This is a genomic window from Mycobacterium sp. NAZ190054 (assembly GCF_001545925.1).
Taxonomy (GTDB): Bacteria; Actinomycetota; Actinomycetes; order Mycobacteriales; family Mycobacteriaceae; genus Mycobacterium.
Window position 1 is genome coordinate 1 of record NZ_LMVQ01000270.1, and the last position, 5,050, is coordinate 5,050.

At 71.2% G+C, this 5,050-nt stretch carries 4 protein-coding genes and 2 pseudogenes; 2 read left to right on the forward strand and 4 right to left on the reverse strand.

Going from position 1 to position 5,050, the window contains the following annotated elements; translation table 11 throughout:
- A pseudogene (locus ASJ79_RS34075) lies at positions 1–91 on the reverse strand (hypothetical protein); the annotation flags it as partial.
- Between the two features lie 289 nt (positions 92–380).
- Here ASJ79_RS34075 and upp point away from each other — a divergent pair.
- Positions 381–1,004, forward strand: a complete 624-nt coding sequence (upp, locus tag ASJ79_RS18450; protein WP_067958167.1) for a uracil phosphoribosyltransferase — start codon at positions 381–383, stop codon at positions 1,002–1,004.
- On the opposite strand, the gene ASJ79_RS18455 is transcribed toward upp, so the two are convergent.
- Both ASJ79_RS18455 and ASJ79_RS18460 read right to left on the reverse strand, forming a co-directional pair.
- On the reverse strand, positions 1,001–2,602 hold the full coding sequence (locus ASJ79_RS18455) for a phospho-sugar mutase (RefSeq protein WP_067958168.1): 1,602 nt from the start codon (positions 2,600–2,602) through the stop codon (positions 1,001–1,003). The two genes, upp and ASJ79_RS18455, sit on opposite strands and share 4 nt — an antisense overlap.
- Entirely contained in the window at positions 2,599–3,051 is a 453-nt protein-coding gene (locus tag ASJ79_RS18460; protein ID WP_067958176.1) for a MarR family winged helix-turn-helix transcriptional regulator, read from the reverse strand. Before ASJ79_RS18460 ends, ASJ79_RS18455 begins: the two co-directional genes overlap by 4 nt.
- Positions 3,052–3,139: 88 nt before the next feature.
- Here ASJ79_RS18460 and ASJ79_RS18465 point away from each other — a divergent pair, with 88 nt between their 5' ends.
- Entirely contained in the window at positions 3,140–4,276 is a 1,137-nt protein-coding gene (locus ASJ79_RS18465) for an AbrB family transcriptional regulator (protein WP_197420268.1), read from the forward strand.
- Here the strand turns inward: ASJ79_RS18465 and ASJ79_RS18470 are convergent.
- A pseudogene (locus ASJ79_RS18470) lies at positions 4,222–4,932 on the reverse strand (purine-nucleoside phosphorylase); the annotation flags it as partial. The gene ASJ79_RS18465 and the pseudogene ASJ79_RS18470 sit on opposite strands and share 55 nt — an antisense overlap.
- Positions 4,933–5,050: the final 118 nt, after the last annotated feature.

Genomic DNA, 5,050 nt, shown 5'->3' on the forward strand with positions numbered 1-5,050 from the left:
TGAGCAACCAGAACCTGATGATCACGGTCGTCTCGGCCCAGCCCACCAACTCGAAGTGGTGGTGGAACGGCGCCATCCGGAACACCCGACGCGGCGGTGCTGCTCGCCGCCAGTGAACTGCTGAGCCCGCCGAGCGCGCGGGCCTGCTCCTCGGCGGCCTGCGCCAGCGCCGCCAGAAACCGGGCGCCGACCGGACCGAACATCGACGCGGCCCCACCGGTCGCCGCGGCCAGTCGGGTCGACGCCTCATCGAGGTCGGTGGCGTGCGCGGTGCAGGCGGCGCCGTAGTCGCGGAGCGAGGCGGTGTCCACGGACAGAGGGGCGGGCATATGGATAGGACGCCGGGAATCGCCGGTCGGTTCCCGTTAAGGTCTGGATCCATGGATGTGCGCGTTGTCGACCACCCGCTGGCCGCGGCGCGGCTGACCACCCTGCGCGACGAGCGCACCGACAACGCCGGTTTCCGCGCCGCGTTGCGCGACCTCACGCTGATGCTCGTCTACGAGGCCACCCGCGAACTCGCGGTCGACGTGGTGCCGGTGCGGACCCCGCTGTGCGAGACCGCAGGCACCCGGCTGGCCACCCCGCCGCTGCTGGTACCGGTGCTGCGCGCCGGCCTCGGCATGGTCGACCAGGCGCACGCGCTGATCCCGGAGGCGAGAGTCGGCTTCGTCGGAGTGGCACGCAACGAGGAGACCCACCAGCCGACGCCGTACCTGGAGTCGTTGCCCGACGACCTGAGCCATCAGCCGGTGATCGTGCTGGACCCGATGCTGGCCACCGGCGGCTCGATGGCGCACACGCTGGAGTTGCTCTACGCGCGCGACGCCGTCGACGTCACGGCGATCTGCGTCGTCGTCGCGCCGGAAGGCCTCAGCGCGCTGGAGAAGGTGGCGCCCGAGCTGAAGTTGTTCACCGCGACGATCGACTCCGGTCTCAACGAGATCGCCTACATCGTGCCGGGGTTGGGCGACGCCGGCGACCGCCAGTTCGGACCCCGTTAGACATCCCAGGCGCGCACCGCGGCGGCCACTTCTTCCTGCACCCGGGCGGCCCGTGCGCGGGCGGTGTCCAGTTCGCCACCGCCGCGAATCTCGATGTAGCCCTTGAGCTTCGCCTCGGTCCCGGAGGGACGCAGCACCACCCGCACCGACGTCGCGTCGTCGCCGCCGGTGAACACCAGCGCGTCGGTCCGCGGGGCCAGGTCGGCCACGGTGACGGGGAACCCGGCGACGTGCGAGGGCGGGGCGGCGCGCAACCGGTCCATCAGCGCCGCCGCATGCCGCGGTGAGTCGACCCGGCGGGTGACGGCGGCGGTCGTGTGTACGCCGTGACGGCGTGCCAGGTCGTCGAGCGCGTCGAGCACCGTCAGGCCGCGATGGCGCAGCGCGACCACCAGATCGCAGGCCAGCACCGCGGCGCTGATGCCGTCCTTGTCGCGCACGGCTTCGGGGTCCACGCAGTGCCCGATCGCCTCCTCGTACGCGTACACCAGGGTCGCGTCCAGTCCGTCGTCGGCGCGGGCCAGCCACTTGAATCCGGTCAGCGTCTCGACGTGGCGGGCGCCGTGCGCGGCGGCGATGGCGGCCAGCATCCGCGATGACACCACCGTGCTGGCCACCACGGCTGTGCTGTTGTCACGGCCGGACAGTAGGTAATCGCCCAGCAGCCAGCCGGTTTCGTCACCGGAGAGCATCCGCCAGCCCTGCGGCGTCGGTATCCCGATCGCGCAGCGGTCGGCGTCGGGATCCAACGCGATCGCGATGTCGGCGTCGATCTCGGCGGCCAGGGCGGTCAAAAGATCGGCGGCGCCTGGTTCCTCGGGGTTCGGGAAGGCCACGGTCGGGAAGTCCGGGTCCGGCGCGAACTGGGGTTCGACGACGTGCACGTCGTCGAACCCGGCCAACGCCAGTGCGTCGAGCGCGAATTCGCCGCCCACGCCGTGCATCGGGGTCACCGCGATCCGGGCTGTTCCGGTGGTGCGCCGCACGGTGGCGGCGCGTTCGACGTAGGCGCGCAGCAGGTCGGTGCCCGACGGGTCGACGGCCCGGCGGGGGATCTCGTCGGCCGGCGGGGCGGACGCGATGGCGGTCTCGATGTCGCGGTCGGTGGGGGAGACGATCTGCATTCCGCCGGGGACGTACACCTTGTACCCGTTGTCTTGCGGTGGGTTGTGCGACGCGGTGATCTGCACGCCGGCCGCGGCTCCGGTGTTCCGCACGGCGAACGCCACCGCCGGGGTGGGCACCGGGAACGGCATCAGTGTCACGGAAAACCCCTGCCCGGCGAACACTTCAGCAGCGGCCCGGCCGAACTCGGCGGAACGGTGCCGGGCGTCGTAGCCCACCACCACCGTCCGTCCGGGTGACGCGTCGGCCAGTACCCGGGCCACCGCCCACGTCGCGCGCAGCACCACCGCGAGGTTCATGCCGTTGGGGCCCGCCCGCAGCGGTCCGCGCAGGCCCGCGGTGCCGAATGTGAGGGGCTGGGCGAAACGCTCGGCGAGCTCGTCGTCCCCGCACGCGGCCAGCTCGTCGGCCGAGGCCGGATCGGGGTCGTGCGACAGCCAGTCCTGCACCGCCGTCGGCAAGGGCGAGGTCACCCCTTCATCCCGGCGTCGGACTCGGCGAGCTTGCGCAGGATCGGCGCCACCAGCATCAGCAGGTCGAACTCCAGATCGGACAGGGTCTCGCGCATCGTCTCGTGCAGCCATACGTCGCGCTCGGCGCGGTCGGCCTCCAGCAGGGCCACCCCGTCACCGGTGATCTCGACAAGCTGGCGGCGCCGGTCGTTCTCGTCGGGCCTGCGGGTGATCAGCCCGCGCGCGTCCAGCTCGTTGACGGAGTCGGTCAGGGACTGCACCCGGACATGCATCCGGATCCCGAGTTCGGCGGGCGTGGTCACGCCCGCGCGGCTGATCTCGCCGAGCAGCTGCATCTGGCTGACGGTCAGCCCGTTGTCGGGGCGGTGTCTGCGCAGCTGCCGCGCGACGGCCATGAGCGACTCGCGCAACTCGGTCGCCGCCGACAGTGCCCGGTCCTCTTTACTCATTGCCAAGCCAAACCTTGGTAATCAGTGTGCTCCACGTGACATAACTCCTAGTTGAGATCTTGATATGGCAAGAGCATACTTGCAATCAATGACCAAGACAGTTTTGCGACAGCTCCCCGGTTGGGTGCTCCTTCTCGCGTTGACTGTCGCTGTCACCGTTCCGCTGACCATTGTCGGCGTGCCGTCGGCCGCGTTGTTCGCCGCACTGGTCGTCGGCATCGGCGTGGCGCTGACGGCGCGAGGTCCGGACCGTGTCCCGCGCAAGCTGGGCGTCGCCGCCCAGGGGGTGCTCGGCGTCTACATCGGCACGATGGTGCAGCAGGACGCGCTGGCCACCTTGAAGGGGGACTGGTTGATCGTGCTGGCCGTCGCGGCCGGCACCCTGCTGCTCAGTGTGATCGCCGGCGGGCTGCTCGGATTGCGCCGCGACGTGACCCCGCTGACCGGCTCACTGGCGCTGGTCGCCGGCGGCGCGTCCGGCCTGGTCGCGATCGCCCGTGAACTCGGCGGTGACGACCGCGTGGTGGCCGTGGTGCAGTACCTGCGGGTCGCGTTGGTGACCGCCTCGATGCCGGTGGTCGTCACGTTGATCTACCACGCCGACCGCTCGCACAGCACCGCCGAGGTCGTCCAAAACCCGTCGGCGCCTTGGTATCTGAGCCTGGCGATGATGACCGCCCTGGTCCTCGTCGGGGCCACCGGTGGCCGGCTGATCCGGCTTCCCGGCGCCGGGCTGCTCGGGCCGCTGGCGTTGACGGTCGCGCTGGAGGTCAGCGGGCTGTCGTTCGGATTGTCGGTGCCCGTGGTGTTGGTGCAGGCCGGCTACATGCTGATCGGCTGGCAGGCCGGGCTGGCGTTCACCCGGCAGTCGCTGCGTGAGGTCAGCCGGCTGCTGCCCGCGGCGTTGGCGCTGATCGTGTTCGTCGCCGTCGCGACGGCGGGCCTGGGCGTGCTGCTCGCCCACGTCGCCGGCCTGACCCCGCTCGAGGGCTACCTGGCGACCAGCCCCGGCGGGGTGTACGCGGTGCTGGCCACCGCCGCCGAGACCGGATCCAACGTCACGTTCATCATCGCCGCGCAGGTGGTGCGGATCCTGCTGATGCTCTTCGCCGCGCCGCTGATGGCGCGCGGGGTGCTGTGGGCGAGCCGTCGATTCGGCAGGGGACCCGATCAGAGCCGCGCGATCACCGCCGAGAGCAGAGACCCCATCCGGGTGGCCGACTGACGACCCGCCTCGAGCACCTCGGCATGGCTCAGCGGCTGACCCGTCATCCCCGCCGCGAGATTGGTCACCAGCGAGACACCGAACACCTCGGCGCCGGCCGCGCGCGCGGCGATCGTCTCGTGCACCGTCGACATGCCGACCAGGTCCGCGCCCAGGGTGCGCAGCATCCGGATCTCGGCCGGTGTCTCGTAGTGCGGCCCGGGCAACCCGGCGTACACCCCGTCGGACAACCCCGGCTCGATCTCGCGCGCGAGGGCGCGCAGCCGCGGCGAGTACGCGTCGACCAGATCCACGAACTGCGCGCCCGCCAACGGGGAGCGCGCCGTCAGATTCAGGTGGTCGCTGATCAGCACCGGTTGACCGACCGAGAAGTCGGCCCGTAACCCGCCTGCGGCGTTGGTCAGCACCACGGTGCGCACCCCGGCCGCGCACGCGGTGCGCACCGGATGCACGACATGGCGCAGGTCGTGCCCTTCGTAGGCGTGGATACGGCCGAGCAGCACCAGCACCTGATGCGCGCCGACGCGCAGCGACAGCACCTGACCGCCGTGGCCCTCCGCGCTGGGCGGGGTGAAGCCGGGCAGTTCGGCCATCGGGACGACCACGGCCGGATCGCCGAGCCGCGCGGCGGCCGGCGCCCACCCCGAGCCCAGGACGCGACCGCCTCTCCCGCCGGCGTCAGCTTGGTGCCCTTGTTGGACCGAATCAGTACGTTGACGCGGAGCTGTCGCTCCAGTCGCGACAACCGAACGCTCGCACTGGGCTGACTTATGT